This window comes from Sulfurimonas sp. SWIR-19 (assembly GCF_020410885.1).
Classification (GTDB): Bacteria; Campylobacterota; Campylobacteria; order Campylobacterales; family Sulfurimonadaceae; genus Sulfurimonas; species Sulfurimonas sediminis.
In genome coordinates this window covers 1,191,427-1,218,090 of the sequence record NZ_CP084578.1, presented here as the reverse complement: position 1 = coordinate 1,218,090, position 26,664 = coordinate 1,191,427, and the positions used below count along the sequence as shown (strand labels likewise).

42 protein-coding genes and 1 pseudogene are annotated in these 26,664 nt (G+C 34.8%); 25 read left to right on the top strand and 18 right to left on the bottom strand.

Annotated features, from left to right (window positions below):
* Window positions 1–26: 26 nt before the first annotated feature.
* Together ybeY and LCX93_RS06380 are read left to right on the top strand one after the other, a co-directional pair.
* Window positions 27–446, top strand: coding sequence for an rRNA maturation RNase YbeY (gene ybeY, locus LCX93_RS06385; protein WP_226065156.1), 420 nt, complete (start codon window positions 27–29; stop codon window positions 444–446).
* 3 nt (window positions 447–449) lie between these two features.
* The gene (locus LCX93_RS06380; protein ID WP_226065154.1) at window positions 450–1,379 is read left to right on the top strand and encodes a calcium/sodium antiporter; all 930 of its coding nucleotides are present in this window, start codon (window positions 450–452) and stop codon (window positions 1,377–1,379) included.
* 5 nt (window positions 1,380–1,384) lie between these two features.
* On the opposite strand, the gene mrdA is transcribed toward LCX93_RS06380, so the two are convergent.
* The 14 genes from mrdA to LCX93_RS06310 form a co-directional block, all read right to left on the bottom strand.
* Window positions 1,385–3,172: a penicillin-binding protein 2 gene (gene mrdA / locus LCX93_RS06375; protein WP_226065152.1), complete on the bottom strand. Its 1,788-nt coding sequence runs from the start codon at window positions 3,170–3,172 to the stop codon at window positions 1,385–1,387.
* Window positions 3,169–3,621 carry a hypothetical protein gene (locus tag LCX93_RS06370; protein ID WP_193149680.1) on the bottom strand — a complete coding sequence of 151 codons (453 nt, stop codon included), beginning with the start codon at window positions 3,619–3,621 and terminating at the stop codon, window positions 3,169–3,171. Before LCX93_RS06370 ends, mrdA begins: the two co-directional genes overlap by 4 nt.
* Entirely contained in the window at window positions 3,588–4,049 is a 462-nt protein-coding gene (locus tag LCX93_RS06365; RefSeq protein WP_226065150.1) for an N-acetyltransferase, read from the bottom strand. The genes LCX93_RS06370 and LCX93_RS06365 overlap by 34 nt, the downstream gene beginning before the upstream one ends.
* A complete protein-coding gene (gene yihA, locus LCX93_RS06360) occupies window positions 4,039–4,656 on the bottom strand; it encodes a ribosome biogenesis GTP-binding protein YihA/YsxC (protein ID WP_226065148.1) in 618 nt (205 codons plus the stop codon). Before yihA ends, LCX93_RS06365 begins: the two co-directional genes overlap by 11 nt.
* A complete protein-coding gene (gene lptA / locus LCX93_RS06355) occupies window positions 4,653–5,126 on the bottom strand; it encodes a lipopolysaccharide transport periplasmic protein LptA (RefSeq protein ID WP_226065145.1) in 474 nt (157 codons plus the stop codon). Before lptA ends, yihA begins: the two co-directional genes overlap by 4 nt.
* Window positions 5,127–5,633, bottom strand: coding sequence for an LPS export ABC transporter periplasmic protein LptC (lptC, locus tag LCX93_RS06350; protein ID WP_226069418.1), 507 nt, complete (start codon window positions 5,631–5,633; stop codon window positions 5,127–5,129).
* 22 nt (window positions 5,634–5,655) lie between these two features.
* A complete protein-coding gene (locus tag LCX93_RS06345) occupies window positions 5,656–6,150 on the bottom strand; it encodes a KdsC family phosphatase (RefSeq protein WP_226065143.1) in 495 nt (164 codons plus the stop codon).
* On the bottom strand, window positions 6,147–6,719 hold the full coding sequence (hisB, locus tag LCX93_RS06340) for an imidazoleglycerol-phosphate dehydratase HisB (protein WP_226065141.1): 573 nt from the start codon (window positions 6,717–6,719) through the stop codon (window positions 6,147–6,149). Before hisB ends, LCX93_RS06345 begins: the two co-directional genes overlap by 4 nt.
* Window positions 6,720–6,721: 2 nt before the next feature.
* Entirely contained in the window at window positions 6,722–7,504 is a 783-nt protein-coding gene (locus tag LCX93_RS06335) for a septal ring lytic transglycosylase RlpA family protein (protein ID WP_226065139.1), read from the bottom strand.
* The gene (locus LCX93_RS06330; protein ID WP_226065137.1) at window positions 7,497–8,720 is read right to left on the bottom strand and encodes a lytic transglycosylase domain-containing protein; all 1,224 of its coding nucleotides are present in this window, start codon (window positions 8,718–8,720) and stop codon (window positions 7,497–7,499) included. The genes LCX93_RS06335 and LCX93_RS06330 overlap by 8 nt, the downstream gene beginning before the upstream one ends.
* Before the next feature lie 73 nt (window positions 8,721–8,793).
* On the bottom strand, window positions 8,794–9,570 hold the full coding sequence (locus LCX93_RS06325; RefSeq protein ID WP_226065135.1) for a TatD family hydrolase: 777 nt from the start codon (window positions 9,568–9,570) through the stop codon (window positions 8,794–8,796).
* Entirely contained in the window at window positions 9,560–9,730 is a 171-nt protein-coding gene (locus LCX93_RS06320; RefSeq protein WP_226065133.1) for a hypothetical protein, read from the bottom strand. Before LCX93_RS06320 ends, LCX93_RS06325 begins: the two co-directional genes overlap by 11 nt.
* The gene (locus tag LCX93_RS06315; RefSeq protein WP_226069391.1) at window positions 9,718–11,262 is read right to left on the bottom strand and encodes an AAA family ATPase; all 1,545 of its coding nucleotides are present in this window, start codon (window positions 11,260–11,262) and stop codon (window positions 9,718–9,720) included. Before LCX93_RS06315 ends, LCX93_RS06320 begins: the two co-directional genes overlap by 13 nt.
* A gap of 12 nt (window positions 11,263–11,274) precedes the next feature.
* On the bottom strand, window positions 11,275–12,243 hold the full coding sequence (locus LCX93_RS06310; protein WP_226069390.1) for an integron integrase: 969 nt from the start codon (window positions 12,241–12,243) through the stop codon (window positions 11,275–11,277).
* A 493-nt stretch (window positions 12,244–12,736) separates the two neighbouring features.
* On the opposite strand from LCX93_RS06310, the gene LCX93_RS06305 reads away from it, so the two are divergent.
* The 16 genes and pseudogenes from LCX93_RS06305 (at window position 12,737) to LCX93_RS06230 (ending at window position 19,460) form a co-directional block, all read left to right on the top strand.
* Window positions 12,737–12,973, top strand: coding sequence for a DUF4160 domain-containing protein (locus LCX93_RS06305; RefSeq protein WP_226069389.1), 237 nt, complete (start codon window positions 12,737–12,739; stop codon window positions 12,971–12,973).
* The gene (locus LCX93_RS06300; protein WP_226069388.1) at window positions 12,963–13,196 is read left to right on the top strand and encodes a DUF2442 domain-containing protein; all 234 of its coding nucleotides are present in this window, start codon (window positions 12,963–12,965) and stop codon (window positions 13,194–13,196) included. Before LCX93_RS06305 ends, LCX93_RS06300 begins: the two co-directional genes overlap by 11 nt.
* Before the next feature lie 119 nt (window positions 13,197–13,315).
* Window positions 13,316–13,552, top strand: a complete 237-nt coding sequence (locus LCX93_RS06295; RefSeq protein WP_226069389.1) for a DUF4160 domain-containing protein — start codon at window positions 13,316–13,318, stop codon at window positions 13,550–13,552.
* Window positions 13,542–13,775 carry a DUF2442 domain-containing protein gene (locus LCX93_RS06290; protein WP_226069388.1) on the top strand — a complete coding sequence of 78 codons (234 nt, stop codon included), beginning with the start codon at window positions 13,542–13,544 and terminating at the stop codon, window positions 13,773–13,775. Before LCX93_RS06295 ends, LCX93_RS06290 begins: the two co-directional genes overlap by 11 nt.
* Window positions 13,776–13,851: 76 nt before the next feature.
* Complete coding sequence (locus tag LCX93_RS06285; protein ID WP_226069387.1) at window positions 13,852–14,289, top strand: hypothetical protein; 438 nt, start codon at window positions 13,852–13,854, stop codon at window positions 14,287–14,289.
* Between the two features lie 83 nt (window positions 14,290–14,372).
* Entirely contained in the window at window positions 14,373–15,257 is an 885-nt protein-coding gene (locus LCX93_RS06280) for a hypothetical protein (protein WP_226069386.1), read from the top strand.
* A gap of 269 nt (window positions 15,258–15,526) precedes the next feature.
* Window positions 15,527–15,715 (top strand): hypothetical protein, encoded by a 189-nt coding sequence (locus LCX93_RS06275; RefSeq protein WP_226069385.1) that lies wholly within the window; start codon window positions 15,527–15,529, stop codon window positions 15,713–15,715.
* Window positions 15,700–16,020, top strand: a complete 321-nt coding sequence (locus LCX93_RS06270; RefSeq protein ID WP_226069384.1) for a type II toxin-antitoxin system RelE/ParE family toxin — start codon at window positions 15,700–15,702, stop codon at window positions 16,018–16,020. The genes LCX93_RS06275 and LCX93_RS06270 overlap by 16 nt, the downstream gene beginning before the upstream one ends.
* A gap of 70 nt (window positions 16,021–16,090) precedes the next feature.
* Complete coding sequence (locus LCX93_RS06265; protein ID WP_226069383.1) at window positions 16,091–17,062, top strand: hypothetical protein; 972 nt, start codon at window positions 16,091–16,093, stop codon at window positions 17,060–17,062.
* Window positions 17,063–17,188: 126 nt separating this feature from the next.
* Window positions 17,189–17,461, top strand: coding sequence for a type II toxin-antitoxin system Phd/YefM family antitoxin (locus LCX93_RS06260; RefSeq protein ID WP_226069382.1), 273 nt, complete (start codon window positions 17,189–17,191; stop codon window positions 17,459–17,461).
* A gap of 6 nt (window positions 17,462–17,467) precedes the next feature.
* Window positions 17,468–17,809, top strand: coding sequence for a type II toxin-antitoxin system RelE/ParE family toxin (locus LCX93_RS06255; RefSeq protein ID WP_226069381.1), 342 nt, complete (start codon window positions 17,468–17,470; stop codon window positions 17,807–17,809).
* Between the two features lie 391 nt (window positions 17,810–18,200).
* Window positions 18,201–18,437, top strand: a complete 237-nt coding sequence (locus LCX93_RS06250; protein WP_226069380.1) for a CopG family transcriptional regulator — start codon at window positions 18,201–18,203, stop codon at window positions 18,435–18,437.
* On the top strand, window positions 18,415–18,699 hold the full coding sequence (locus LCX93_RS06245; protein ID WP_226069379.1) for a type II toxin-antitoxin system RelE family toxin: 285 nt from the start codon (window positions 18,415–18,417) through the stop codon (window positions 18,697–18,699). The genes LCX93_RS06250 and LCX93_RS06245 overlap by 23 nt, the downstream gene beginning before the upstream one ends.
* Before the next feature lie 65 nt (window positions 18,700–18,764).
* Window positions 18,765–18,842 (top strand): annotated as a pseudogene (locus tag LCX93_RS12700) (hypothetical protein); the annotation flags it as partial.
* A gap of 219 nt (window positions 18,843–19,061) precedes the next feature.
* Window positions 19,062–19,295: an addiction module protein gene (locus LCX93_RS12695; protein ID WP_502988725.1), complete on the top strand. Its 234-nt coding sequence runs from the start codon at window positions 19,062–19,064 to the stop codon at window positions 19,293–19,295.
* On the top strand, window positions 19,296–19,460 hold the full coding sequence (locus tag LCX93_RS06230) for a hypothetical protein (protein ID WP_226069378.1): 165 nt from the start codon (window positions 19,296–19,298) through the stop codon (window positions 19,458–19,460).
* Window positions 19,461–20,129: 669 nt separating this feature from the next.
* Here the strand turns inward: LCX93_RS06230 and LCX93_RS06225 are convergent.
* On the bottom strand, window positions 20,130–21,368 hold the full coding sequence (locus LCX93_RS06225; protein ID WP_226069377.1) for an IS110 family RNA-guided transposase: 1,239 nt from the start codon (window positions 21,366–21,368) through the stop codon (window positions 20,130–20,132).
* A 298-nt stretch (window positions 21,369–21,666) separates the two neighbouring features.
* Here LCX93_RS06225 and LCX93_RS06220 point away from each other — a divergent pair, with 298 nt between their 5' ends.
* The 4 genes from LCX93_RS06220 (at window position 21,667) to LCX93_RS06205 (ending at window position 23,103) form a co-directional block, all read left to right on the top strand.
* A complete protein-coding gene (locus LCX93_RS06220; RefSeq protein WP_226069376.1) occupies window positions 21,667–21,912 on the top strand; it encodes a Rho-binding antiterminator in 246 nt (81 codons plus the stop codon).
* A gap of 66 nt (window positions 21,913–21,978) precedes the next feature.
* A complete protein-coding gene (locus tag LCX93_RS06215; protein WP_226069375.1) occupies window positions 21,979–22,416 on the top strand; it encodes a thioredoxin family protein in 438 nt (145 codons plus the stop codon).
* A 16-nt stretch (window positions 22,417–22,432) separates the two neighbouring features.
* Window positions 22,433–22,705, top strand: coding sequence for a hypothetical protein (locus LCX93_RS06210; protein WP_226069374.1), 273 nt, complete (start codon window positions 22,433–22,435; stop codon window positions 22,703–22,705).
* A 77-nt stretch (window positions 22,706–22,782) separates the two neighbouring features.
* Window positions 22,783–23,103: a hypothetical protein gene (locus tag LCX93_RS06205; protein WP_226069373.1), complete on the top strand. Its 321-nt coding sequence runs from the start codon at window positions 22,783–22,785 to the stop codon at window positions 23,101–23,103.
* Window positions 23,104–23,135: 32 nt separating this feature from the next.
* Here the strand turns inward: LCX93_RS06205 and LCX93_RS06200 are convergent, their stop codons facing one another.
* Genes LCX93_RS06200 through LCX93_RS06190 form a run of 3 tightly spaced genes read right to left on the bottom strand, consistent with a single transcriptional unit; the run spans window position 23,136 to window position 24,306 of the window.
* Window positions 23,136–23,537, bottom strand: a complete 402-nt coding sequence (locus LCX93_RS06200; RefSeq protein ID WP_226069372.1) for a bacteriohemerythrin — start codon at window positions 23,535–23,537, stop codon at window positions 23,136–23,138.
* A gap of 18 nt (window positions 23,538–23,555) precedes the next feature.
* Window positions 23,556–23,843 carry a NifU family protein gene (locus tag LCX93_RS06195; RefSeq protein ID WP_151900333.1) on the bottom strand — a complete coding sequence of 96 codons (288 nt, stop codon included), beginning with the start codon at window positions 23,841–23,843 and terminating at the stop codon, window positions 23,556–23,558.
* A 58-nt stretch (window positions 23,844–23,901) separates the two neighbouring features.
* Window positions 23,902–24,306, bottom strand: a complete 405-nt coding sequence (locus tag LCX93_RS06190; RefSeq protein WP_226069371.1) for a hypothetical protein — start codon at window positions 24,304–24,306, stop codon at window positions 23,902–23,904.
* A 97-nt stretch (window positions 24,307–24,403) separates the two neighbouring features.
* Here LCX93_RS06190 and LCX93_RS06185 point away from each other — a divergent pair, with 97 nt between their 5' ends.
* The 3 genes from LCX93_RS06185 (at window position 24,404) to LCX93_RS06175 (ending at window position 26,641) form a co-directional block, all read left to right on the top strand.
* The gene (locus tag LCX93_RS06185) at window positions 24,404–24,877 is read left to right on the top strand and encodes a hypothetical protein (protein WP_226069370.1); all 474 of its coding nucleotides are present in this window, start codon (window positions 24,404–24,406) and stop codon (window positions 24,875–24,877) included.
* 51 nt (window positions 24,878–24,928) lie between these two features.
* Window positions 24,929–25,498 carry a hypothetical protein gene (locus LCX93_RS06180; RefSeq protein ID WP_226069369.1) on the top strand — a complete coding sequence of 190 codons (570 nt, stop codon included), beginning with the start codon at window positions 24,929–24,931 and terminating at the stop codon, window positions 25,496–25,498.
* Between the two features lie 126 nt (window positions 25,499–25,624).
* Window positions 25,625–26,641: an NAD(P)-binding domain-containing protein gene (locus LCX93_RS06175; protein WP_193151841.1), complete on the top strand. Its 1,017-nt coding sequence runs from the start codon at window positions 25,625–25,627 to the stop codon at window positions 26,639–26,641.
* The last annotated feature ends 23 nt before the right edge of the window (window positions 26,642–26,664 follow it).

Below are 26,664 nucleotides of genomic sequence, written 5' to 3'. Positions count from 1 at the left end.
TTTTCTCATCTGCTATAATTCCACTTATGATAGATATTGACAACAAGACTTCTTTTGAAGTAAACAACACACTGCTCCAAAAAATTGCTGCAAGTATGACAGATAAAGATATAGAACTTGTCATTACTGCAAATGATGAGATACGGCAAATAAATAAAGAGTATAGAAATATAGACAAACCAACCGATGTACTCAGTTTTCCCTATGAAGAGATGCCTATGAGTCCACTTGGAAGCATAGTTATCTCTTATGATTTTGTACGTGAAAAAGCTACAGAGTTCAAGCATACACAAGAAGATGAATTTACACTCCTTTTTATACACGGACTTTTACATCTCCTTGGATATGATCATGAAACAGATAATGGTCAAATGCGAGAAGAAGAAGAGCGGCTCATTAATGCCTTTCATCTTCCCAAAAGCCTTATAGTAAGAACACAAGGATAATCAATGGATTATATTATTTTTATCGCGGCAATGGCCGCTTTGATTTACGGGGCTGATTTTATCATTAAAGAGTCAGAACGGATTGCCCTGCACTTTAACATTTCACACTTTGTCATCGGTGCGACTTTGGTGGCCTTTGGCACCTCTTTACCGGAAATGGCAGCTTCTATGGTGGCATCGGCACACGGAAAAAGTGATATGGCCGTTGCCAATGTCGTCGGAAGTGTCATTTTTAATATCACTTTGGTACTGGGTGTTGTTTTTATGATAGCAAAATCCATGAACCCCGACAGAGATCTCTTCTCAAAAGACAGTGCCTGGGTTATCGTGCCATTGGTAATCTTTTTTATTATGACACTTGATGGGAAGATCAGCCGCATTGACGGTGCTTTGTTTTTGCTTATGATGGTTTCATATATCATATTTTTATTTTCAAGCAACAAAGAAGAGCTTGAAGGTGAGATAGATGAAGATTTGGTAAAAGAAAAATTTAACTGGCCCAGAAGTGTCATGCTGCTGGGTATCGGTTTTGTTTTAACAATAGGAGGTGCCAATTTTGTTGTAGAGAGCGGTACAAATATAGCAAGAAGTTTACATGTAAGTGAGTGGATTATCGGTCTGTTTTTAATCTCTTTGGGTACTTCTTTGCCAGAGCTTGTCGTCTCTCTTGTCGCCGTAAAAAAAGGCAATGCAGAGATGAGCATCGGAAATATCATAGGTTCAAATGTAGCCAATTTTTCTATGGTTTTGGGCGGTGCAGCACTCTTGAATCCGTTGAGTGTAAATCTGGCAGCTACAAAATTTGACATGCTTATTCTTGCTGCGGCCTCCATAGCGCTTTTGTTTGTTTTGGCGAATAAGCTTTATAATAAAGCCGGCGGTATCTTTTTACTTATAATTTTAGCACTGTTTATTCAAAATTCTTTTGCATAAAAGTTTTATTTTTTCTTGATATACCCAAGCTCTAAAAGCCTGTTATATATATCAGAAACAATAGAACCTGCTGCATGCCCGCCGTGCCCACCATGCTCTACCATAACGGTTACAATATACTGTGGATGTTTATACGGTCCATAGCTTGTAAACCAGGCATGTGATCTTTTATAGTAAGAGAGTTCATGCTCTTTCTTTCTTTTTAAAATATCCTGTTTTATGCCTATAACCTGCGCTGTCCCTGTTTTTCCTGCTATTTTTACTTTTACGTGCAAATAATTCGTGGCCGTTCCGTGAGGAGAATTACATACCTGATACATCGCTTTTTGAATAACAGGAAGTTTTTTCAATTCCACTTTGTTCAGTACATTTTTGTAGCGGCTTTTATACTCTTCATCTCCAATCAAAGAGACAAAATGCGGAGTAGGCAGTTTTCCGGTTGCCATCAGTGCTGTTTCTCTGGCAATCTGTATAGGCGTTACAAGAAAATCACCCTGCCCGATTGCCATATTTGCCGTTTCCCCTATATTCCATATTTTATGATATTTTCGAAGCTTCCATTCACGGGACGGAACCACACCTATAAACTCATTGGGTAAATCTATACCTGTTTTTTTACCAAAACCATAGCGTCTTAAACCGGCACTCATTTTTTTATTGCCCAGTACCAGACTTCCTTTATAGAAAAAATCATCACAACTCTCCCGTATGGCTTTTGTGATGTTGGTATGCCTGTGCCCTTTTTTCTTCCAGCATCTAAAAGTTCTTCCGCCCAACTTTAGGTTTGAACGGCAGTCAACACTCCAGTGCTCATTCAAGTCTGTAGTGATATACAAAAGCCCTAAAAGAGGTTTAATGGTCGAGCCTGGCGGATACAAACCGTGTGTCATTTTATTTGTAAAAGGGTGGTCAAGGCTTGATGAGAGTTCATCATACATTTTATAGGACATGCCGGAAACAAAAATATTTAAGTCATAATTTGGGTAACTGCCCGCAGCTAAAATGGAACCGTCAACATTCATAACAATTACAGCACCGACCTTGCCTTTAAAAAGCTTTGTTATGTACTTTTGCAACTCCATATCAAGCGTGAGTTTGAGTTTTTTCTCCTCATCAGGACTTTTATAACTTAACTCTTCCACTTCCTGATTATTGGCATTGACTTTTATCTTTTTTACTCCCGGTGTACCCTGCAGGTAAGAATTATAGTATTTTTCAAGGCCGGTTTTTCCGGTGTAGCCTATGAGATCAAGCAGAGGGTCTTTGTCAATATCTTTCTGGTTTGCACGAGAAACATAGCCTATCATGTGTGCCGCAATATTTTTATACGGATAGTATCTTTTGGGTGCAGGAAGAACTTTAATGTTTTTTTGCAGGTTCAGCATAGAATACACCGGCATCATTTTTTCATAGGGTATGAAATGGACAACATCTATAAAATTGTGGTTATAGTAGGAGTCTTTTTTTCTGTAGTTTTTAATAATTTTTTCTTTGTCTAAATCAGGCAGTGCTTTGAGTAAAAAAGAGAGTGTTTCATTAAATTCATTTTTATGTTTTTTCAAGAGCAAATGAGGTGCAATTTGAATTTTAAATCCAAGCTTGTTAATGGCTACAGGTCGATTGTATCTGTCTACTATCTCACCTCTTACAGGTGCTATCTGCTCATATTTGATGGTGTTTTGCATAGAGAGTCTGCTGTAGTAGCTGTTTGATTCAACGGCCAGATAGAAAACGCGCACTATAAGTGCCAGCCAGATTGATACAAAGACAAAAATAATAAATTTTATTTTCATAAGAGACCTATTAAAAAGAATTCAATTACTATATAGTAAATTATATAGTAATTTATATTTGGCTGTGGCAATAAAAAAATATTTGACAACAGTGTCAGAAAAAGAAAATAACCAAGATAGACAAGAATGGCTGTCAGCGCTCGAATACAAACCAAACAGTTGGAATTTTTGGTGATTTGAGGCATAATAAATTTATACAATAAATAAAAATAGACAACTGCACTCAAAAGCATATATCCGTAGTTGGCTTCAAAAACAACAAGGCACAGCACAATAACAAAAACAGAGAGTGTATCATCATTGTCAAGTGCACGGGCAAAAAGTACATACAAAAGTGTTAGCATTGGCGGTAGAAACGGATAAATTGTACCAAGGCTGTCATACAGTACAAAAAGCACTATATAAAAGAGTGAGATTACAGGTTTTTGATGAGAGATACTTCGTTGCATATCGGAAAGTGTTTACATTTAATACAATCGGCCCAAATTTTATGTTCGGGAAGGGACTCTTTTGGAATTTCCACAAATCCCAGTCTTTCAAAAAAAGACTGCTTGTAGGTGAGACTCAGTACTTTTTGAAGACCGAGTGTTCTGCCCTCATCAACAGCCCACTCAACCAGGTTTTCTCCTATTTTCTGTCCCCGAAATCCCTCTTTTACAACCAAAGAGCGTATTTCGCCAAGATATCTTGTGTGGATATGGAGTGCCGCAAAACCGACAAGTTCATCAGCTACAAAAGCCAAAGTATACGAACGGATATTTGTTGCGATTTCATCCTCGCTTCTTTCTAAAATGATACCGCTTTGCACTTCAGGCTGTACAAGCTCTCTCATTTTTTCAATATCTGAGAGTTTCGCCTTGGTGTAGTCAATCTTCATCTGTCTTCTCTTGCAGTATTTCATAAATGACTTGAACGATTTTGTTGATTCCTCTTTTTTTTGCGCTTGAAACCATTAAAGCATTTGGAAACTCTTTTCGAAGTGCACTTTGCTCTTTTTGATTTAACTTGTCAATTTTTGTAAAAATCTGAATAATATACTGGTTTTCTCTGGCAGTTCTAAAAAGAAAATCACTTACTGCAGTATCTATTTCCAGGTGGGGGTGTCTGGAGTCTATAAGGTGTATAAAAATCTTTATCTCTTCTCTGTTGGCTATATAGTCTGTCAGGTTCTTTTCCCAGTCACTTTTCATGGATTTAGCCACTTTTGCATAGCCAAAACCAGGTAAGTCTACAAATTTTGCTACAACTTTATTGGAAGTTTCTCTATCTAAAAAGGTGACATCAAAATAATTTATAAGCTTTGTTTTTCCCGGTGTGGAAGAGACTTTAGCCAATCCCTTGTGATTTGTCAAAGCGTTGAGCAGTGAACTTTTTCCAACATTTGAGCGTGCCATAAAAACTACTTCGTTCTGCTCTTTTGATTCTGGAGCCGCATTGACATTCGGAGCCGATGTTATAAACTTTGCCTCAACAATGTCTATCATTTTTTTTCCTTTTCGTCTTTTATATCAAATATCATAATGACAGGCTCTTTTGCAACACCTTTGGCATAGGCTTTCCCGCTTATCGCCTGCAAAATAACTGCATCTCCGAAAATCTCTTTTTTCTCGTTGAGTTGTTGCAGATGTACATTTCCAAAAAAGTGATACTCTTTTTTTAAAGGCAGGTAAACGACTTTTTGTGCAACACCTCTGTAGTTTGCTCCCTCAACTGTTCTTATCACAAAAGAAGCATTTCCGACCGCTACAAATTTTGTGGGCTTGTTGTTTTTGTCTGTATATACCGTAACCTCGGAGGCATTAAGTTCATCATTGACTTTTTTAATTCTGACATGTCCGGTAAAGACTGAAATACCTTTTTTCTGGTCACCTCTGAACTCATCTGCTTTGATTTTAAGCTCTTGTGAAAAGAGTAGAGTCTGCAAAAAAAGTGTTAGTACAAGTAGATATTTCATCTATTTTTCCTCTTTTAGTTGATATGTGGCAATAACATTTTTAGAATAAATCTTTTTTGTAATGTTATTGTATTTTATATAATCGCCGATGACTACATTGTCATTCAGGTAGGCGGTGTATTTTGTATCACTGACTACATCTGCCGTTTTTTTGTTGTAAAGTGCTTCTTGACTTTTAAATGTCAGTCCGTCTTCTCGCACATAAACAACATGACCGCTTAGCTTGACGATTTCATTTTTATATACACCCAGATCAGAGACCATATTTGCAATATATTTTTTCGAATTGTCGGTATAGTCCATATCTTTTATCTCATATCTCTGAGCGTATCTTGTTCCCGTACTTCCGAGTAAAATTGTCGTCAACCCGTGAGTATCAAGTTCATACATCGTAAAATCACTCAATTCAAAGAGTGGCACATCTGTAAAATGATGCATTTTTACATCCATAGGTTTAAACATAAAAAATATTACCAGCAAGAGAGTAATGACAAAGGTTAAAAATATATTGATATTGATCTTTTACTCCTTACACCCAGACAGATAAAAATGCTTCTTTTTGATCATTTTCTTGCACTAAAATATCTATCATCTCTCTTACTGCACCATTGCCGCCACTTTTTGAGAGTGTTGTGTTGACAAGTTCTTTAATTGTATCATGCCCGTCACTCGGGGTAAAACTTCTTCCGGCAAGACGCAGCATATTATAGTCATTCAAGTCATCGCCGATTACGCCAACCTCATAAAACTCCAGGCCAAGCTCAGCAATGATTTTTCTTAAAATACTCTCTTTGTCCCGTATACCCTGGTACAAATGCTGCACTCCCAGTTCTTTGGCTCTTTTTTCAACGATAGAAGAATTTCTTCCTGTTATAATGGCAACCTGATTTCCTGTTTTTATCCAGGTCGTGATACCCAAACCGTCTTTGACATTAAAATTTTTACTCTCATACCCTTGGGCTGAGTAGATAAGTTTACCATCAGTTAAACAACCGTCAACATCCAATACTATCAGTTTAATCATAAAAAATCTTTTGTGCTTGGTATGCCGACTCTTTCATTTTTTGCTGTTGCCCGTCTGAGCGCAACAGCGACCGCCTTAAATGCCGCTTCTATAATGTGATGTTTGTTTTTCCCGCGGCACTCTATAATGTGTATGCTTATTCTTGCATTTAAGGCAAAGGCACGAAAAAACTCTTCAACAAGTTCTGTGTCAAACTGCCCTACTTTTCCGCTGACACTGAGTTCATAGACCAAAAAAGGACGATTGCTCAGATCCAAATCACAGGAGACACAGGCCTCATCCATCACAATGTTTGCACTCCCGAAACGCTCCATATTCTTTACAGGGTAAAGAGCCTGGGCAAGCAAAGAGCCCAAAACAATGCCCACATCCTCAACACTGTGATGGTCATCTATATGCGTATCCCCTTTACATGTAACGTCCAAATCAATGAGAGAGTGTTTGGAAAAACTCTCAAGCATATGGTCTAAAAAGCCTACACCTGTATTTATATTACTTTTGCCTGTACCGTTGATATCGAGTGCTACGGTTATATCTGTCTCTTTGGTTGTTCTTGTTTTTGTAATCATTTTTAATCCTCTCTCACTATAAATGCACCTTTGAATATGCCGTTTGCCTTGTAGTCTCTTGCTTCTTGTTCACTTTTAAAGCCTTTGAGCCAGACTTTGAACATTCTGCCGTTTGGTGTCTGCATATCTTTGATGACCGTTGTATATCCGTCTGTATTGTTATACTTTTCCTGTGTTTTTATTGCACCGTTTATGTTTGAAAAAGAGGCAATCTGCAATGCAAAACTGCTTAATTCCACGCTCTTAGGTGATTTTTTCAACTGTTTTTTGTTTGGTATCTTGTTTTTGCCTTTTCCTGCAAAACCAAGCACTTCAAGTGTTACAGGAGCAGTTCCCGTACCTATCATGTCGATTTTTGAGGCTGCCGCTTTTGAGAGGTCTATGATCCTTGTTGAGACAAAAGGCCCTCTGTCATTGATGCGAACCACCGTACTTTTTCCGTTTCTTCTGTTGGTCACTCTTACGATGGTATTCATCGGCAGTGTTTTATGCGCAGCTGTCATATCCCACATATTGTATCTTTCACCATTAGATGTAAACTTTCCGTGAAAATTTGGTCCGTACCAGCTTGCATTGCCTCGGAACCTGTCTCCGACACTCACGACAGTTGGGTAGTACCGTTTTCCATGTACCACATAAGGACGCATCGTCGGATGTGAATATTTTTTCTGACTATATGCAGGGCTTGAGTATTTATGCTGTATGTAACTGCTCGGTCCTCTTGTGCTGCATCCACCTATAAACAAAGTAATACCAAGTAGCGATAAAAAAAGTATTTTATTCATACAGTTTCAACCTTTCGCCGACTCGGATCAAAGATCCTTTGATGTTGTTTTGTGCCCGTATGTTTTTAATGCTGATTTTATGGGCTCTTGCGATAGAGCCTAGAGAATCACCTTTTTTGACCATATAGTAATGCGTACTTTTAAATTTTTTGTGTTTTGTGTTTTTGGCTATAGGAATGACAAGCTTTTGTTTGATTCGCAAACGGTTTGTGCGCAGTTTGTTGAAATCTTTAATCACCTTGTACGAAACACCGTATTTTTTGCCAATACGGGAAAGATTTTCTCCCCGTCTGACTACATGTATCTTGTAAATATTCTGTATGGGTTCCTGAAAATACTTTTGTTTGTATTCTGCGAGTTTTATATACGGTATATAGACATCGTATCCATCCGCATACGGCGGGACAAAATCATATTTTAAATGTCTGTTGAGCTTTTTCAAATCTTTTAAAGGGATATGAATAAGTTTTGAGAGTCGTGCCAATGATTCTCCGCGAGGCAGTTTCACAGTTGCAATCGAATAGGCATTGGCACGATTTAAAAGGTACTCATACTCGCTATGCAGCATATACTGTTCGTCACTGCCTATCAGCGCAAGGGCAACGATTTTGCGGATATAGTAGCGGCTCTCTCTCGGAATATAGTGTTTTTTCGGATTGAGTAAAACAGAAAGTTTGTCTGTTTTTGCCTTTCTGATTGCCTTGCTTAACGCACCGCCACCACAGTTATAGGCAATGGCAGCCAAATACCACTTTCCAAACCGCTTATGCAGTGCTGAGAGGTATTTTGCCGCCGCTTCAGTTGATTTGATCAAATCGCGTCTCTCATCTACATACTCGTCAATTTTCAGATGAAAAAGTTTGCCTGTTGCGGGCATAAACTGCCACAGTCCGGCTGCTCTTTTATTGGAGTATGCTTTTGTGTGAAAATTTGATTCAGCCATAGCAAGATAGAGAAACTCCTGTGGGACATTGTATTTTGAGAGTGTACTTTTAATGGCAGGAATAAACAGATAGGCATCTTCCATCGCCTTGAAAAAATGTTTGTCTTTTGACAATGTTTTGGCTTTCATTTTATTCATTACAGGGTCATAGAGAAATGACGGCTCTATATCAAATGAGTCCAACAATGCCAGTTCTTTGTTATAGTTTGATTCATACGTCAAATTCGCCAAAAGAAGAAACGGGAAACACAGGGTTAATATATATTTAATCATAGACAACTTTTTAATTTTAATTTATGCTATTTTAGCCAAAATTCTATTAAAAAAAGTTGTGACCATAATGATATTAAGAAATATGAAAGAGTTTCAGGGCATTTTCTGTGCTCAGTTTTTCTATTTCTTCTCTTGAAATCTCTAAGATTTCTGACATTTTCTGCGCTACAAATGTTGTATATAGCGGTTCGTTTCTCTCTCCTCTGTGCGGTGTAGGCGTCAAATACGGCCCGTCCGTTTCTATAAGGAGCTTCTCTTTTGGTATACGGGGTAAAATATTGACAAGTTTTTTGGCATTTTTAAAAGTCAATACCCCGCCTATGCCAAAGTAAAAATTTTCATCTGCCAAACTTAAAAGCTCATCATCGGCATTAAAACAGTGCAGCACACCGCCAACTTCCCCTGCATTATGCTCCAACAGCAGCATTTTTGCATCATGCGAAGCGTTGCGGATATGCACTATGAGTGGCTTTTTGTGTTTTTTGGCAAACTCTATCTGCGCTGCAAAAACCTTTGCCTGTGCCTCTTTTTCCTGTGCTTTTTCTGCATCACTTCCTTCAAGGCGAAAGTAATCCAACCCGCATTCACCGATAGCCACACACTTTTCATGCCCGACATACTTTTCAAAATATGTTATGTCAAAGCTCTCTATATCATAAGGGTGCACCCCGATAGCAAAATAGACATCTGCATAACGCTCCGCAATGACTATGGCTTTTTCCAAAGTGCTTACATCTGCTCCGGGAATAATAAAACGCTTTACTCCGCCCTCTCTTGCACGTTCAAGTACGGCATCTAAATCTTCATTATATCGTTCATCATCCAAATGTATATGGGTATCAATTATCATTTTTTTCTTCTCTTATTTTCTTTACATGTAGTATATTGCGTATCATTAAAAATATAAAAAACGCAGATACTAAAACAGAACCGCCTGCCAGAAGCATATTGCCGGCATTATAAAAATTGTAGGCTAAAAACAACCCGACAATGGAAATTACGAAACACATTTACTTGCCTCCAACAGCTCTTTTGCAAACTTTTTGGCTTCACTTGAAACAGTTTCACCGCTAATGATTCTGGCTATTTCATCGACACGTTCGTCCATGCTCAGCTCTTTTGTTTTTGATATTTTACCATCTTTATAGACCAAAAAGTGCTGATTACCCATAGAAGTAAGCTGCGGTTGATGAGAAATGACAAATATCTGAAAATGTTTTGAGAGTTGTTTTAAAACTTTTGCCACACTCATAGACTCTTCCCCGCTCAGGTTTGCATCAATTTCATCAAGCATTAATACCCCGCCGTTGGCGTTCATAAACTCCGATTTTAAAGCTAAGACCGCTAAACGCAGACGGTTAAACTCACCTGTACTTATTTTAGAAAGCTCTGTTTCATTAAGCTCAATCTCTAATTTGTCCTGCCCGTATAAATCATAATCGACTCTGCTCATGTGGATTTTTGCATCTCTTAAATACAAACTGTTTAAGTAGCCGTTTAAATCTTTAACAAAATGAGGCAGAACCTTAGCCCGAAGAGCGCTCAATTCATCGGCAAGTGTTTTGACCTCTGCTGAGAGTTTTTCAACCTTTACATGTAAGTCGTTTTTTGCCACTTCTATGTTTTCATATTTTTCAAGTTCTAGTTCTTTTTGTTTTTTATACTCCAAGGCTTCTTCTATGCTTCCATATCTGCGTTTGAGTCCGCTTAGCGCTTCTATACGGTCAAGTACCTCTTCAACATCCACATCATCAAGCGCGCTAAAACGCTCCTGCGCATTTTCCAAAATACTTCGAAGTTCATTCATGGCATCATCAAAAAAACTGCTTGATTCGTCCAAGGCTTCCAAAGCAGATGAAACCAAATGCTCATAATTGAAAATTTCTCCCGCTGACTCTATACTGCCTAAAACTTTTTCTTTTTTTGAAAGCTCTTTTTTTATTTGTAAAAGCTCTTCATCTTCACCGATTACAGGGTTTATGTCTTGTATTTTTTTTATCTCATAAGCGGCAAACTCTTTTAGCTCGACTATCTTTTTCTCTTCTTCGGCTATTACATGTAACTCTTTTTTAACCTTTTGATAAGCTAAAAAACTTTTTTTGTACGCCTCTTTTAGTTTCACAACCTTTTGAGACTTGCCCCCTGCCCTTTTGTCCAAAATATCAAGCAGATTTTCATTTTCAAAATCACTGAAATCTTTTAAACTCAAATGACGAAGATACTGAGATGCAACCCGACTGATAGACTTGCGAGAAAGACTTTGATTATTTATAAAGTAGCGTGATTTTTCTTTTTTAATATGCTTAAATACATTAATATCATCATTTTCAATACCACATTCATCTTCATTAATCATCCAGGTCACACTGGCTTCACAAACAGAAGCATCACACGAAGCACCCCCGAGTGAGGAAAGTATAGACTCCATAAGTATAGACTTCCCGCTCCCGCTTGGACCGGTAAACACAACCAAACCGTTTCGCAAATTAAGCTCTGCTTCTTTAAAACTCAAATACTCTTTTAAATAAAATCTCTCTATCATTTTTTTTTGCCTTTAAAAGTCTAACGGACTTATGAGTTTTGCTTTATTCATTTCAGAAATAACGTGAGTGTATATCATAGTAGTTTCAACAGATTTATGCCCTAATAACTCTTGTATACTTCTTAAATCTATTCCAGCTTGTAATAGATGTGTCGCATAGGAGTGTCTAAAAATATGTGAAGTCACTCGTTTGTTTAAGTTGGCTTTTTGTGCGGCTACTTTTATGTTTCGCCCTAAAGTATTTGCTAGTATATGATGTCTTCTTTTTATTTTTGTTCGAGGGTCTGTTGATATATTTGCGGCTGGGAAAAGGTATTGCCATTTTGTTTCAAATTGAGCATTTTTATATTTTTTTTCTAAAGCATAAGGCAAATAAACAGCACCAAAACCATCTTTTATATCTTTTGCGTGTAGTTCACTTACAGCCTCTAGTTGAACAGCTATTCTCTGTTTGAGTTTCAAAGGTAGTGGAATGACTCTGTCTTTTAACGACTTAGAATCCCACACATAAACTTTGTCAAACCCTAAATCAATATCTTTTACTCTAAGATTTATAACTTCATTCATTCTTAACCCACAACCATACATGAGCATAGTTATAAGATTATAAATTCCTTTTAAGTTTTCTATAACCAATTTCACTTCATCTTTGGTTAAAACAACAGGAATCCGTTTTCTCTCCTGAGCCCTCAAAGCTTGAATATTCCACTCACTCATATCTACACCGAGAACCTCTTTATATAGAAATAACAAAGCACTAAATGCCTGATTTTGAGTACTGGATGCAACCTTGTTTTTAATTGCCAAAGATGTTAAATACTCTTCAATCTCCTCTTTTCCCATTTCCTTCGGGTGCTTTTTATTATGAAAGAAAATATAATGCTTTATCCAGTGTATGTAAGTTCTCTCAGTAGATAAACTATAATGTTTAAACCGCACAGTATCTCTAACAATATCAAGCAATTTCTTCTTAACTTCCATAATTTCCCCTTCAAATTTTAAGCTAACTTACGCTCTTTTAATAAAATATTCACACATAACACACCACCTATGTCGTAAATAAAAGAAATACCAGTGCAAAGTGCATACCAACCGTTTAAGAATAATAATTAAAAAACTACAAATATCTTAAAAATATGGCATTTTGTCATAAAATTTAATATATTGAGCAAAATAACTATTTTATACAGTGCATAATATATACTTGTTATTTGCGTGATTTAAGGTTGAAATTACTATAATGATGTTGAATAAATAGTTGTCTGAACGCTTCGCATTCAGACAACGGCAGCGCGGGTTGAACACCCGCTTATTGTCTGCTGCATCCGCATCAGACAACAACCGGGAGGAGTGGACAACCAAATCTGAAAATTACATTTTCATATTCAGTCGCCACTCACCCGCGCTGCCGTTATGTGAAAGTAAACAAATTTAAATTATGCTAAAATACATAGAATAAATTTGAGGACTGTGAATGCCAACTATACTAAAAATAAAAGGTTATCGTTTTTTCTTCTTTTCAAGAGAAGAATTAAGACAACATATTCATATACAATGTCAACATGGCGAAGCTAAATTTTGGTTAGACCCTCAAATTGAATTAGCAAAAAACTATAAACTTTCTAGAAAAGAGCTTAATGAAGTTGAAAAAATTATAGAAGAGCATTATGAAGACTTTATAAAAGCATGGGAGGAACATTTTGGAAACTGAAGTAACTAATATATCAAATCATGGATTATGGATACTCGCTGGGGATAAAGAGCTATTTTTACCATACGAACAATTTCCATGGTTTAAAGACAAAACTATTAATGATATTACAAAAGTAGAAAGCTTTGGAGAAGGTCATTTATATTGGGAAAACTTAGATGTTGATTTAAGTTTAGAGATGATTGAACACCCTGAAAGATTTCCACTTCAAGCACACACATAACAAAACAGAGTAACCAATAAATTACCTAGCGGAAATTTATCGGCTATCTTCAGTCGTTATGTGAAAGTAAACAAATTTAAATTATGCTAAAATACATAGAATAAATTTGAGGACTGTGAATGCCAACTATACTAAAAATAAAAGGTTATCGTTTTTTCTTCTTTTCAAGAGAAGAATTAAGACAACATATTCATATACAATGTCAACATGGCGAAGCTAAATTTTGGTTAGACCCTCAAATTGAATTAGCAAAAAACTATAAACTTTCTAGAAAAGAGCTTAATGAAGTTGAAAAAATTATAGAAGAGCATTATGAAGACTTTATAAAAGCATGGGAGGAACATTTTGGAAACTGAAGTAACTAATATATCAAATCATGGATTATGGATACTCGCTGGGGATAAAGAGCTATTTTTACCATACGAACAATTTCCATGGTTTAAAGACAAAACTATTAATGATATTACAAAAGTAGAAAGCTTTGGAGAAGGTCATTTATATTGGGAAAACTTAGATGTTGATTTAAGTTTAGAGATGATTGAACACCCTGAAAGATTTCCACTTCAAGCACACACATAACAAAACAGAGTAACCAATAAATTACCTAGCGGAAATTTATCGGCTATCTTCAGTCGTTAGCTTACAAAGGAAATGAATGATTGATATAGGAATGGCTGTTGGAAGTGTAAAATCGGCAATAGAAATTGCTAAAACATTGAAAGATAGTGCAGATTTATTTGATAAAGCAGAAGTAAAACTTCAATTAGCAGAATTAATAGGCTCTCTTGCTGATGCAAAAATGCAAATTGCAGAAATACAAGAATCACTAATCAACAGTGAAAAAGAAAAGAAAGATTTACGAAAAAAGATAGAAATCAAAGATAATATGATTTATGAAAAATCATATTATTGGAAAATGGATGGTGATAAAAAAGATGGACCATTTTGCCAAAGATGTTTTGATTCAGATGAAAAGTTAATTCGTTTGCAAGGTGGGAATAATGATGTATGGGCTTGTGCTCAATGTAATAAAACATTCCGTGGACCAGCCTATGTATATAAATCAAGAACAACAAACTTTAGAAGAACATAAAAGAAAGCTAACAAAACAGAGTAGCGAATAAATTTTCTAGCGGAATTTTATTCGCTATCTTCGACCGTTAAACAAAGGTTAATATGTATAGTAATAAATATTCAAGTCCATTAGGTGATAAATTAAAAAATAAGATAAAACCAACTATCTCTTTAAATTTATGTGCTTGGTCAGACTTATTAGGATTTGGTTCACATTTTACAAAAAACAACTGGAAGCTATCTGAAAAAGAATGGCAAAAAGTAACAGATAGACTTGATTTATTTTATAAAATTCACAGCAGGTATTTTTCTGATTTGAATGGATTCATGTTTGTATTAAATGACGGTGTAATAAAAACACATTTTTTGGAAAAAGTGTCTGAAGAGAATTCAATAAATATTCTTCATGGGATTGAATTATGGATTAGAAATATTGTCATGGCTCATATATCTATTTTTGAAGAAGAAGTTTCAAATAAATTCCCAGGAGCAAGAACAGTAATTGCATTTGGAGAAAAATCAGAGTATAGTTTTAGTGAAGCAAGAATTGATGATTTTGTTTTAAACTATACGAGACCAAAAGAAGGGTTTTCCAATATTGCTAAGGGAACTGACAATCCAATTATAATAAGTAATCCTAAAGAGCTTCAAATGAATACAGCTTTAGCCAAGGCATATATTTTAGATGATATGGGTTCAAAAAAAGGTCTTGGTGGTTCTTCTTTATACATTGATGAAAGTGTATTGATATTTGTAAACCAATTAGTCAAAATGTCAAATATTATAACTATAAATAAATCTGATACAGAAGAAGGCAAATTGATTTCATTTGAATATACTGAAGAATTTGAAAGACCATGGTTGTTTGGATTATTGATAGATAAAGAAATAAATATTGATGAAGAAATTATTAAAACTAATGTTTATAAAATAAAAGCATATTATCCTAATGATGAACATCCAGAAGAATTTAGATTTAAACTGTAAAATGTTTAACAAAACAGAGTAGCCAATAAATTACCTAGCGGCAATTTATTGGCTATCTTCAGTCGTTGTCTGAACGCTTCGCATTCAGACAACGGCAGCGCGGGTTGAACACCCGCTTATTGTCTGCTGCATCCGCATCAGACAACAACCGGGAGGAGTGGACAACCAAATCTGAAAATTACATTTTCATATTCAGTCGCCACTCACCCGCGCTGCCGTTATACTCCAAAACACAAATATGCTATAATACAAGAAAAAAAGGAAAGTTCATGGTAGCTGCAAAACAAGAAGCACAGAAAATGATTCAAAACCTTCCTGATAATTGTACGTATGAAGATATTCAGTACCACCTTTATGTGGTTGAAAAAATCAAAAATGGAATAAGCCGTGCAGAAAATGGTGAAACTTCATCCCATCAAGATGCAAAACAAAGAATGGCTAAATGGCTTTCAAGCTAGAGTGGTCTGAAGAAGCTCTTGAAGATATAGAGTCTATTGCCACCTACATAGAAAAAGATTCTCCAACTTATGCTAAATCAGTAGTTTCAAAGTTTTTTGAAAAAGCTGAAATTCTACAAGAATTTTCAGAGTTAGGTCGTAAAGTTCCAGAAACTAATGATATAACAATTCGTGAAATATTTATTTATAGCTATCGACTCATTTATAAACTGAATGAAGATGCAATATTGTTTATAGCCGTGGTCCATGGAAAAAGACTACTTGAAAATTATCATCAGCAAAGCATAACAAAATATAGTAGCTAATAAATTACCTCACGGCAATTTATTAGCTATATTCAACCGTTATCAGCACATATTATCATAAAGGAAAAAAATGACCATTAAAGAAGCAATTTTACAAAGTTTAGAAGATTTACAACAGCCATCGAATAATAAAGATGTATATCAAAATATTTTATCTAAACAATACTATGACTTCAAAACTGCAAAAACACCAGAAGCTACAATATCAGCTTTACTTGGTGATTTCATTCGAAAAAATGATTCTAGAGTGAGACGCACAAAAGCAAGTAATGGTACACATTTTTACTACTTATCAAAAAATGAGCAAGACTTATCGGATATTCCAATAGTGAGTACTCCAAAGAAAGAGTCTAAAGTTAAAAAAACTTATCAAGAACGAGATTTACACAAATTACTAAGTAGTTATTTGAAAAATAAGAATATATATTCTAAAACAATCCTTCATGAAGAATCTAAAAATAGTAAAGATGACCATCAGAAATGGATACATCCTGATATGGTTGGCATTGATTTTTTAAATTTAACATCAAAAGTTAATAAAGCTTTTATGAAAATACTAAATAAAGCAGATACTTTTAAAATAACTTCTTATGAAATAAAACGAGAGATAAATACCGATTATGAACTAAAAAAATGTTATTTTCAAGCTGTTTCAAATTCAAGTTGGGCAAATTATGGATACCTAGTTGCATTTGAAATAAGTGATAGGTTAAAAGATGAAATGGAACGATTAAATCAATCTTTTGGAATAGGGATAATTGAATTAAAAGCAAATCCTTATGAGAGTAAAATATTATTTCAATCTAAATTTCGAGAACTTGACTTTAAGACTATCGATAAACTATGTAGAGTTAATCAGAAATATGAAAATTTTATTGAATTGACAGAAAAGGCACTTGCTGTAGAAGAGAGATATTACCAATCAATAGAAAAAGAATTAAACGAATTTTGTGATGATTATTTTAAAAATGACACAGAAGTTGAGAGTTATTGTAATAAAATGAACATACCTACAGAAGAAACTGATAACAAAACAGAGTAGCCAATAAATTACCTAGCGGAAATTTATTGGCTATCTTCAGTCGTTATCACCAAAGGTAATGTTCAATTAATACCAAATTAAATTTAAATTTGGTACAATAATTCATCTTTAAAGAAGGTAGGAATTATGCATTTAAGTCAAGATATAAAACCAATTAGCTATTTAAAAGCAAAAACTGCAAATGTTATCAACGATGTAAATGAAAATCAAAGAACGATTATTATTACACAAAACGGGGAAGCCAAAGCAGTAGTACAAGATATAAAAAGTTATGAAAATATGCAAAACTCTTTAAATCTATTAAAGCTAATAGTTCAAAGTGAAAATGATATAGAAAACGGTAGGATTATAGAACAGCAAGATATGTTTGATACTTTAGAGCAAAAATTATTTGGATAACTTAAAATGAAAAAGTTCAAAGTTATCTGGAGTAAAAATGCTGAGCTTGACTTAGAATTAATTATTGAATATATTAAGATTGACAGCATAAATATAGCAAAAAAAATATTTAATGAAATAAAAAAAGAGTGTAATAATTTATATACTTTACCACAACGAAAAAGAATAGTACCAGAGTTACAACAAATCGGTATTTTAAAATATAGAGAAATTATATATAAAAGATGGAGAATACTTTACAAAATTGATAATGAAAAAGTTTATGTTTTATTAGTAATAGACACAAGTAGAAATTTAGAGGACATACTATTTCAAAGGTTGATAAATAGTGATAACAAAACAGAGTAGCCACATCATTATCATCAAATCCAGAAATAGGTATAAATTTAGGTGAAAATCTATTTAAAGTTAGATTTCCAAACTCTTCAATACCAACAGGTAAAAGTGGAGGATTTAGAATTATCACTTATTATAAAACTGATGATATTTTATATCTAGTAACTATTTATTCAAAACTGAACAAGATACTATTTTAACAGAAAAATTAAAGAAAATTGTTCAAGAAGAAATAGGAAGTCATTAACATTAAAGTAGTAAAAAACTAACAAATACGAGGAACGAATAAATTCCCTAGCGGAAATTTATCGGCTATCTTCGACCGTTATGATTAATCTAAACATATTGACATTATGAATAAAATTGAATATAATAGTAAATATAAATATTCAAAGGAGTTGTTATGAAAACCGTAACAATGAGAGTAGATGATTCAGTTTACAATATGATTAAACTTGCAGCAGAAGGTCAAAAAAGAAACCTTTCAAACTTTATTGAGTTTGCTACAATGCAGTATTTGACATCTTCGCAGTTTGTAGATAATGATGAAATGCAAGAAATTTTAGACGATAAAGAACTTGTGCAAAACCTAATGAATGGTTTAGATGATCTAAAAAATGGTGACTACACCATTGTCTAAGTATCAAATTGCAGAAACCAAAACATTTTTAAAATTAAAAACGACAATAGATAAAAAACTTTATGCAAAAATAGAAAACTTTGTCTATCCTCAATTACGAGAAAATCCATATTATGGTACAAATATAAAGAAACTTAAAGGTGCACTAGAAGGCTATTATAGGTATAGAATTGGCAACTATAGACTGTTTTATCTGATTGAAGGTGAAAAATTAATTGTTGCTATAGTTGATTTTAAACATCGACGACAGGCATATGCCTAAATACATAACAAAAAAGTTCTTTAGAAGTTTGGCATAAAGAGGTCTTAAAACTTAATTGGAACAATCCCAACGAAGTTAAAGAGATGTATCGAAATACTAGTATTGTTGGAAATGAAAAAAGTTGTTTTCATAAATTTTATTGAAACACATAAACAATACGATAAAGTCAATACGGAGGATTTATAAGAAAAACCGATGCACCTGACCCAATAGAAGCTATTAAGTGTGCAAATGCGCAAGGGCAACAAACATCTGATGGGTTTGTTGTCCTCAAAGATTCGGAGATAGCTTTATCAACAGTTGATTTAATACTCAAAAACAAATATGTTATAATAAAATAATTTAAATATAAAGGATTTAAAATATTAGCCTTAAAACAAGAAGAACTATTTAATGAGATAGATATCTTACCCATAGACATAAAAACTAAAATTGTTGATAAGATATTGGCTAGTATTACACCTATAAACAGTTCAATAGATGCATTATGGATAAAAGAAGTAAACAAGAGAAGAAATGATATTGAGACAGATAGTGTCTCTCTTGTTGATGGAAATGAAGTTTTTAAAAAAATATCTCAAAGATTAAACTCATAAATGACTTACCTTTTTCACCCCGATGCTGAGTCTGAATTAAATGCTTCAGTTGACTACTATGAAGAATGCAAAACAAATCTTGGTTCAGAATTCGCCCATGAAGTCCAAAAAACAATCCAAAGAATTTTAGAGTTTCCAACTGCTTGGAAAAAGAAAAAGATATAACAAAATATAGTAGCCAATAAATTATCTAGCGGAAATTTATCGGCTATATTCAACCTAGATGATATAAACATAATTATAAGTGTCTGTAGATGTAGAAAAAACGAGAAGAAAAATTATGAAAAAAATAACAGCTAAAGAGTTTGATAAAAAATTTGACAATGGTGAAGATATAAGTGAGTATCTTAATTTTTCAAAAGCAACAAGACCAAATGCTCTAAAAAACAGAGACTAAAAAAGTAAATGTTGATTTTTCTTATCGGTGTTACAAGACAGTCTATCATTAAAGTTTGGATAGCTGAAAGACTTAAAGAAGAGACTGGACACTTACAAGTAAGTTAACAAAGCAGAGTAACTAATAAAGCAATCCTATAAAGAATAACTTAAACGGAGCGAAAAAATAAAAAAGACAATAGTCCCGTAACAATAAACTTTCAAAGAACATTTTGAGAGCCTTTTGGCTCTTAAGAGCGTTTGATTTTTGAAGCACTTTTTACAAGTCATTATCTAGAATTTGACTCAAGTGTTGCAATAATCAAACACCTAAAAACTGTTTGGTTGACAATGATAAAGTACTAGGTGCCCCTTGAGGGTATAGACCAGTTTATATAATTGCCTATATAGTGTTTATCAAGTTCTATAACAACTTATTGTTAAATAGTTGAATGAAACTTAAGATACTGATGCCTGAAATACCCTTTGTGGGTTATATGCAACATTGTTTTTATAAATAGCTAAAATGATATGAGCAAGCTTCCTTGCAACAATGACAACTGCTTCTTTCTTGGCTCTGCCTTGAGAGACTTTGTCTCTAAAGAGTTTATTAAGTTCACTGTTGTGTCTGATTGCAGCAATGGCAGCTTGATATAACGCTTTTTTAGCTAACTTTGCACCTCGCTTTGCAATAGGACCATAACTAAGCTTATTGCCAGATTGCTCTATTGTAGGATAGAGGCCCAAATAACCAATAAGATGAGAGTTGTTTTTAAACCTGCTCAAATCCCCACACTCACTAATGAGTGCAAAGATGGTTTTATCACTCACACCCGGAATGGTTCTAAGGTTGTCAATAATATCCATAACCTCTTGTTCTTCATCAATCTCAAGTTTTGGTGCTTGATGAAAAAGTTTTAACATCTCATGCTCAAGCTCTTTAAGCTCCTCTTGTAGAAGTTTAATAAGTCGAATATGAGACTTTATGACATAAGCTCTCTCATCTACACCATTACCCTGATAGACAGAGTGTTTGGCTAACTCTAAAAGCTTTTTGGCTTTTTGCTCATTAAAGTTATTGCCTTTAATACCTCGAAAAGTTTTAAGTATCCTCTCTGCACTGGCATACTCATAATGCTTTGCAGTTGGATACTTCTCAAGCAGAGCAAGCCCTGTTACATTAAATGGGTCTTTTACAACCTGCTCCATTTCAGGAAAGACTACAGATAGAAGTGTAGATATCTGTCGCTTATGCTTTTTCATCTCTTCAAGAAGATTATTCTTGTGTCTATATAGTGATTTGATACTTTGATAGGTATCTTCACTTACATAGGCTTTGGAGTATCTTCCTGATTTAATTAAAGCTGCTATCATTAAAGCATCAATGTTGTCATTTTTTACTTTTTTCATGGTGTCCAACTCTCTAAATCTGTTTGTTTGATAAGGATTTAAAAGTATAACATCAAACCCTTTCTCCTTCAAATACAGATAGAGATTTTCAAAGAAGATTCCTGTTGCTTCCATACCAATGGTAAAGGTTGAAACTTCATCAATAGAGTTCAAAAGTAAAACCAATTCACTAAAGCCATTCTCGTCATTATTAAACTTGAGCGACTTCTTTATTACTTTATCATCTTGATTAACCACACAGGCAACATGAAAACTCTTTGCTATATCTATACCTACATAATAGTGCATTGTGTATCCTTTCGTATGTTTAACTTTTTCTTACAGCCTCGTAACGATAGAGGATTGAGATAAAACCCATCCTGGCATCCTATAGGTAAGTTACTTAGGTTAAACGCAGTATGCTTTCTTAGATAGTGGCATAAAACCTCATAAGGAAAAATGACTGTCATTCAACTCTTTAACTGTAAGTTGTTTTTAGTATTTGACAAACACAAAAACGACTTTATCAAAAACTAAAAAATAATTATCAAACCACTACTCCCTTGGATGTAATGACTTGATAAATTTATTATACGAGGGAAAACAAATGATTAGCTGTCAGCAATACGACTATATTGAAATAGCATGTATGTACCACTACCCTGTTAAATTAACCATGAAATCAGGTTCTGTTTTTGAAGGAAAAGCACTTGATACAGCTCGCAACGAAAATCATCAGGAGTGTATCAAAATAAAAACAAAAAATCATGAAACATTGCTTGTGCTTGATGAAATCAGTACACTTGAGACTGCTGTTAAAAACCCATATTTTAAGATTATTTCCTTCGTTTAAAACTTAAGTGTCTCTTACTTAAGTTTTAATATAATCAAAGCAAAAAGATATAAAAAAAGGCAAATTATGGAAATTGTTAAAATAGTATGTTCAGAGTGCAACACGCTTAACAGCAGCAAAGGCAAATCGAAAGAAGAAACCGTTACATGTAAACAGTGCCATTCAGAACTCGACAATCCTTTTGTTGTTGAAGCAGATGATGAAAACTGCATGCTGCACATCAAAGAAAACAGTATTGCAGTGTTGGTTGATTTTTATTCTACTACCTGTGGTCCGTGTATGGCAATGTATGAATACTATGAAGATGCGGCACTTGGTTTTGGATCGACTGTAAGGTTTTTAAAAATAAATGCCGACAAACATCAAAAAGCAGCAAAAGAGTATGGAGTGGGTGCACTTCCAACCATTATTGCCTTCAAAGAAGGAGAAGAAGTCGGACGCATCAGCCGACAGCTCTCTCAAGTTGAGCTTACTCTTTGGGCACAAGACCTCGAAACATTATAATTTTACAAGGAAGAAAATGAACCCAAACAACAGAGATGTACAAGCACGCAAAACCTGTGAGCTTTATGTTTATGTATTAATTTCTCAAGATAAAGAAGTGCCGGATGTCATTTTAGAGTGTGCAAGTTCATATGACTATCCGGTAGAGTGTGTCAGTGAACTTGCACAGGAGCTTAAAAGTCTCGATACTGCCACTTTTGAAAGAATAGTCAACAATCCTTTCTCTCAAGAAGCAAGAGACTTGGCCCGATGGTGGGAAATGTATCAGACATATATTCCCGTTAGCTAAAAAATTATTAGTGTTTTTAATTTTAAGTACAATCAAAAAGTACAAAGGTACACTGTCAATTTTAAAAAGGATACAAATTGACAGCAAATGAAAAGTATGAAGTCATTACATATGAAGAAAATATAGTTTTTAATTTTACACTTCCCGAAGATGGGAAAGAAAACCAGTTAAGCAAAGAAGTTACTTTAGTCTGGGATGATGTTTTAGAAAAGTTTTTAGAGACATTTACACAGGAAAAATCTTATACCATTCACTCATTTAAGCATGAAAGAGAAAAAAACAGGTTTATCGAAAATATTGAAAATATAACCGAAGAGATTATAGACCAGATAGATGAAGAGATAAGCCAAAAGATGAAATTTGGATTTGACTATACTTCTCCGACCTACGAAGACTAACAACAGCCGGCTGATGCCGCTGTTTTAAGGTATTAGGAATTAGCTGATTGAAAATACTCAGCCATCAGCGTATCCATCGTTTTAATATGATCTAGCATCCAAGATTGTAAATTCCCCTTTATGTAAGCCATAATCGCATTCGTATCTCTTTTTTCTTCAAAATACTTAATGATATGCGCAAGCTCGCTTAAATGTCTGTCATGTTCCGCTTTATGCGAGTTATATGATGGAAATTTTGTTTCCTGCATCATACTTTCTTCTTCTGAAAAATGTATGGAAGTATGTGCAAGGAGTTCCTTGAGCATTGCAAGCGTTGATTCTATATCGTTGTTGCCTGCAGCTGCCTCAAGTTTGTTTATAAGAAGACTTTCTTCCAGGTGTGTGTTATTCATACTCGGTATTGCTACCATCGAAAGTTCTTCTTGTACAATCAATTTTTTTCCTTTTGTATGCTAAACTGCATATACTCTGATATTGTCGGTTTCGAGTTGACCGTTTAAAATTCTCTGAATGGAAGTCAGTGTTCCTCCTGAACTTGCACAAGATCCGCAGGCTCCGACATATGAGATATAAATATCAGTCAGACCGTTTGTCTCTTTAAGATCTATAAAATCCAGATCTCCACCATCTGCATGTAAGAATTCTCTGATTTTTTCATCTATAATTTTATCTACAGCATTAATTTTTTGGATGACACTCATGTTGTCAAAGTCCACTTTTTCCGTTGTTGTTTCGCTCATTATTGTCTCCTTTTTTTGATTATAATACCATTGGATACTTAAAAAAAAATAAAAAAAATCAGTTGGTTTTTTTCCCGTTCACCATATGGGTTACGGAAATTTTATCGTTCACAGACTTGATTATAACCTCTGCGAAGTCACCCATTTCATACTTTCTCAGTGTAATTGTCCGCGTCGTTTCACCTGCAGTGTTCTTGACAACTTTGAATCCCTCTTCTTTAAAGTGAAGAATACACTCATCAGCATTCGAGTAGGCGGAAGATTCTTTTGTTGCCTCATTGTACGGCTTCACACTGATTTTTCCACCACTTTCATCATATGAGATTTTCAATCCTACGAAAGGCCTGTTACTTTTCTCTACCCATTGGCTAGTGTCAAACTCTTTTGTCTCACCGTCAGATAACATAAGCAATCCCTTGCCGTTATCACTGTTAAACTGAAATATCATTCCTGTCATGCTCATTTGTCATCCTTGTATATTTACTGAATTTTAACCTCTTTAGGCTTAAGACAAGAAAGGGTAAGATTCAACTTATAAAACCCTACCAAAGGAGAGTACTATGCTCATGGCAAATCTGCAGGATGATATCAGTGATGTCGAACTTAAACAAAGATGGCGGCTCTACTGGATAACGACAATCTTTGAATTTTCAAATCTCAAACTCCAAGAGATGGCATGGGTCTATCCCCAAACGGCCAAATGGCCTGAAGATGAAGTGTGGTCTTCTTCCTTTGATGAATGTATAAGTGCCTATTTTGAGATATTAGCACTCGACGACGCTTACGAAAAAGCTGTCCGGCATGCAAATGTTTCCAAACAAGAGGCTGATCATGCAAAAAAGTTTCATCAACTTGCAGCCTTTTATATGGAACCGGATGCAAATCCTCAGGAAATACTGCAGGATGAAGAGTGGCTCAGGGTTGTCAGTGCAGCAAAAGAGTTCTGGGAGTATTTGAAAAAGAATGTCACATCACAAAGAGAGAAAGACTTGATGAATAACTTAGAAAAAAAGTTTCCATTTTCTTGTGACTGAGCTTTTAAGAGACTTATAGCTACAATTCATGAAATCAAAAACCATATTATTATGAAGGTAACAGCAAAAATGATAACACAAGAAGAATTAGAATCGATACAAAGCAGTGACGAGAATGTTCGCAGAGCACTGGCAAACAACCCAGAGACATCCACGGAAGCATTGGATAAATTAAGTGAAGATGAAAACCAGTTTGTACGCGCAAGAGTTGCTGCACATATCAATACAGCTTCTGAGACTTTAGACAAACTGAGTAAAGACGACAGCCCGTTTGTTCGTGAATTTGTGGCAGAACACCCAAATACTAATGTTGCAACACTCATTGCACTCAGTGAAGATACAGAAGTTGTATCATGGGTAGCCGGCAATGCAAATACCCCTGTTGACATACTGGACAGACTCAGCAGTCACAATGATGTTTTTGTAAAGATCTCTATAGCGGTAAATCCAAGTACAACACCGGAGATATTAAACAAACTCAGCAAAGACGAAGATGAAAATGTACGGGCAGCCGTTGCAAAAAATCCGATTACACCACTTGATATACTGGAAAAATTAAGCAAAGATGCGCATGAAGAGGTTCGAAAAATTGTTTCAGAGCATCCAAGCAGAGTGGAATAAATCCTTTAAAAACTAAGGATATTTTAAAAATATATTAAAAAAACAACATAAACAGATATTAACAAGAATATTTTCCTGAATTTTACTATACTACGGCCTGAATTTTACGACAAAAAGGGGAAATAAATGGCGCAAAATAATCCAAAGACAGTAGACCTGGCAATAATAGGTGCAGGTCCTGGCGGAATGGCAGCTGCTATAGAAGCAAAACTGGCCGGTATCGAAAATGTTATGGTTATAGACAAGGCACCGCATCATAATGATATGATTCACAAGTTTTACAAAAAAGGCAAAAGAGTAGATAAAGACTGGATGGGAATCAAGTTTGAATTTACCGGCAATGTTACTTTTGAAGAGTGTTCAAAAGAAGACTATATCCAACAAATGAATGATAAGTTAAGTGAAGCCGGCGTATTGGACAAGTTTGAATATAACCATGAAATCATTAGAATTGAAAAAGAGGAAGATGGACTTTTTTCAATTGTTTATGCTACAGACGGCATAGCTGAAGCTCTTGAAAATATGAGAGCAAAAAATGTCATTCTTTCGGTTGGTCGCATGGGGAAACCTAACAAACCAAAATACAAATTTCCCAAAGAACTCAAAAGTGTCCTTAACTTCAACCTTTCCAAAGTTCAAAACGGTGAACATGTAATGATAGTCGGTGGTGGAGATACCGCCGGTGAGTATGCCTATGGTTTAATAGAAATGGAAGGTATGGAAGACTGTGTTGTAACACTCAACTACAGACAGGCTGAAATAAAAAGAATGAATCCAATCAATACACAAATGTGTATGAAGTACCTTGACAACGGCAAACTTATCAATAAACTCGGTGTAGATGTTGCAAGTGTTGAACCGGGTACAGAAAGAGCAATCAAAGTAAATTTTACAGATGGAACTACCGGTGAATATGACAGAGCAGTCTATGCACTTGGCGGTACTACTCCAAAAGATATCCTTGTAAACTCAGGTGTTAAAACAGGGGAATGGGATGTTCCGGTATATGATGAAAAAACTTTTGAGACAAATGTAAAAGGTCTTTATACTATTGGTGATGTTGTTACGGATCAGGGGAGTATTGCCCTTGCATTCAATCACGCAAGTGATGCTGTCAAAGATATTGCTTCAAAGTTAAAATAGAGTTTATCTATTTTAACTTCGTT